Annotated in this window: 4 protein-coding genes; all 4 read left to right on the top strand. The window is 67.0% G+C overall.

Features of this window, described 5'->3' with window-relative positions; genetic code table 11:
- Positions 1–362: helix-turn-helix transcriptional regulator (locus tag ACWELQ_RS41685; protein WP_452402504.1), on the top strand; the 362-nt coding region annotated here is incomplete at its 5' end.
- An 83-nt stretch (positions 363–445) separates the two neighbouring features.
- Positions 446–1,300 carry a nitrilase-related carbon-nitrogen hydrolase gene (locus tag ACWELQ_RS41680; RefSeq protein WP_452402503.1) on the top strand — a complete coding sequence of 285 codons (855 nt, stop codon included), beginning with the start codon at positions 446–448 and terminating at the stop codon, positions 1,298–1,300.
- 119 nt (positions 1,301–1,419) lie between these two features.
- On the top strand, positions 1,420–2,382 hold the full coding sequence (locus ACWELQ_RS41675; protein ID WP_452402502.1) for an AraC-like ligand-binding domain-containing protein: 963 nt from the start codon (positions 1,420–1,422) through the stop codon (positions 2,380–2,382).
- 80 nt (positions 2,383–2,462) lie between these two features.
- On the top strand, positions 2,463–3,343 hold an 881-nt coding region (locus tag ACWELQ_RS41670), incomplete at its 3' end, for a nitrilase-related carbon-nitrogen hydrolase (protein WP_452402501.1).

Genomic DNA, 3,343 nt, shown 5'->3' with positions numbered 1-3,343 from the left:
AGCACTCGCCCGCCCCGGCGGACTCGCTCTACACCCGGCAGCAGGTGCTGGCAGTACTGCGGCGGCGCTACACCGATCCGGACCTCACCGTCGACGAGGTGGCGCACGCCTGCCTGGTCTCGCGCCGCACGCTGTATCGGGTGTGCGAGGACATCGGCGGCCCGGCCGCGCTGGTGCGCCGGATGCGCGTCGAGCACGCGCGAAGGCTGTTGCGCGCGGACCCGAACCGGCCCTTGTCGGCGGTTGCCGCGGCTTCCGGATTTGCGACCGATCGACATTTCTACCGGGCATTTCGGCAGGAAACCGGCGTGACACCAGGTCAATTTCGGTCACAACTGGACGCAGGCACACGCGGTCTGTAGCTCGGCACGGTATGTCGCTGAAAGCGACACGCGTTCGGCGAAGGGTGATTGCACAGATCATCCGATCCGTCGAAGGAGCCGAGGTGCCGACGAAGGTGCGAGTCGCGGCCGTCCAAGCCGAACCACGATGGCTGGATCTGCGTGCGGGAGTTCAGCAGGCCATCGAGTTGATCGAGGACGCGGCCGCGGGCGGTGCGCAGTTGGTGGCCTTCCCGGAGACCTTCCTGCCCGGGTACCCGTGGTGGCTGTGGCTGGACTCGGTGAGCTGGGGCCAGGGCTTCTTCGCGCGGTATCGGACCAATTCGATGACGGTGGGCCGCACCGAGTTCCGTCGTCTCGCCGATGCCGCGCGGCGGCATCGGATTCATGTGCTGCTCGGCTTCAGTGAACGCTGTGGCAGCGCGCTCTACATGTCGCAGTGCCTCATCGACGATCGAGGGGTACTGCTCGGAGTCCGCCGCAAGCCCGAGCTCACGCCGCTGGAGCACAAGATCTTCCGCGGTGGCGAGCCCGGCGACTCGCAGGTGTTCCGTACCGGCATCGGCCGCATCGCGGTGCAGGGCGGCTCCGAGCAGTTGCATCTCCCCCCGCGGCGCGAGCTGGAACGCACCGGTGCGCAGATCCATGTGGTCTCGTGGCCGGGTTTCATCGTCGCCCGGGACGTGGATTGGGGTGTGCGCGTGAACAATGCGGCCACGCTCTGGTACGCGGTGGTGGGGCAGTTGAACGTGATCGCGGCGTGCGCGGTGATGGATGTGGCGGGCAGTGAGAGCCGCCGGGGCAGTGAGCCGGCCAAGCAGCTGGTGCGCGGGCCGGGCGGGCACGCGCGCATCTTCGCGCCGGGCGGCGAGGAGCTGGCGTCGCCGATGAGCGGGCACGAACAGGGTTTGCTGTACGCGGATCTGGAGTTGGACCTGAGCTTCGAGTCGGCGGCCTGACGGGCGTTTCCCGCGGGGCGTGCGCCGATCCGGTGCATTGGCCCCATATCCCGCGATCTGACACACTCACCCGAGTATTCGGCCGTACATGGCCGTCCATTGTCGTCGAGGGATGGGGAGTGGAAGCGTCAGACGCGGTCAATCGGATCGAGGTACGGTCCGGACCGGAGCAGTCCCCGGCGGAGGCGTTCGAGCGGTGGGAAGCGCAGGTGACGGCCGCCTATGTGCCATTGGCCGTTTCGCCAATACCGACCGGTCGTTTTCGCGGGTATATCGAACACGCGCGATACGACGAGCTGGATCTTTCGGTAATCGGCTCCACACCACAGGTGATCCAGCGCACCGATTCACTCATCGCCCGCAGCAACGAGGAGTACCTGCTCGCCAGCATTCCGACCCAGGGCACGGCGCGGCTGCATCAGGACGGTCGCGTGGCCGATGTCGGCCCCGGCGGAATTGTGTTCTACGACAGCACCCGTCCCTATCATTGGGACGCCCGCCAGGACTTCGAGCAAGTAGTCGTGCAGGTCCCACTGAGCCGGTTGCAGGAACGGTATGGGTTGGACGGCAAGGAGATTCCGACCGCGACCATCTTTTCTCCCGATACCGCGCCGGGAATCGTCGCGCAATTCTTCCGTGGTGTCGCGGCATTGCAGCGCACCGATCCGACCGGGGCGGCGATCCTGGCCGAGCCCGGCATGGATCTGATGGCGGCCGCGGTCACCGCCGCGGCCGGGCGCACGCCGCGCGACCAGTCCGCGGACGCGTTGAACCGCCAGCGGGTGCTGGCCTTCATGCGCAGTCACTGCGCCGATCCGGACCTCGGCGTGGACCGAATCGCGGAGGGCTGCAGCATGTCCCGGCGTACGCTCTATCGGGTATTCGGTGAGTTCGAAGGCGGGCCCGGAACGGTGTTGCGGCGCATGCGAATCGAACGTGCTTGCGATCTGTTGCGGAATGCGCCGCAGTTGCCGCTTTCGGCGGTCGCCAAAGCCGCGGGATTCCTGACGGAACGGAGTTTCTACCGAAGCTTCCGTTTGGAAATGGGTACAACTCCGGGGTCATTTCGCGCGATGGCATGAAAAGTCCGTCTTTCGGCACTTGTCGCCCTTGTATGGGCTGAAACTCTTGGGCGAGCATCACGTTCCATGAGGGATAAGCGATGAGGATTACGGTGCGAGTCGCCGCCGTCCAGGCCGAACCCAGCTGGCTGCGGCTGTCCGACGGCGTCGAGCAGGTAGTCGAACTGGTCGAAGCGGCCGCGATGCGAGGTGCTCGGCTGATCGCATTCCCGGAGGCGTTTCTCCCGGGATATCCGTGGTGGCGCTGGATAGATACGAATCAGTGGAATGTCGAATATTCGACCCGCTGCCGCGAGAATTCGATGACGCGGGATGGCGCGGAAATGCGCGCGATCACCGCGGCGGCCGCCGCGCACGGCATTCATGTCGTCCTCGGATTCGGGGAACGGCAGGAGCGGCGAATCTATATGTCACAGGCCGTAATAGACGATTCCGGCGAGTTGCTGTCGGTACGCCGCAAGGCCGGACTCAACAGCATCGAACGCAAGATTTTCGCCTCCGGAACCCCGAATCTGCCCGCGGTGCACCACACCCCGATCGGCAAGTACGGCGCGCTGTCCGGTCAGGAGAATCAGCGCCCGCTGCTCACCCGGGCCCTGCGCGCCGACGAGGAGCAGATCCACGTGGCCGCCTGGCCCGCCAGCCCCACCCCCGACGCGGGCGGCCCGGACGCGCCCACCACGGTCAGCCGCATGTACGCGCTCGAGGTCGGCGCCTTCGTGCTCGCCCCCACCGCCGTGGTCGGCACCGCCGCCTGGGGCGGCATGCCGCACCCCCGCACCGCCGCACCGACCGGCAGCGCCCACATCTACGCCGCCGACGGTTCCGAAGTCGTGACACCCCTGGCGGAAGGCGAGGAGGGCATCCTCTACGCCGACCTCGAGATCGGCGCCGCCAATGCCCATGGCACGCAATGCGAATCCACCCGCGCCACCCGCGACCATCGGGAAATCCCCCCGGC

This window comes from Nocardia sp. NPDC004722 (genome assembly GCF_053601505.1).
The sequence above is the reverse complement of the archived record's forward strand: the minus strand, read 5'-3'. Positions and strand labels throughout refer to the sequence as shown.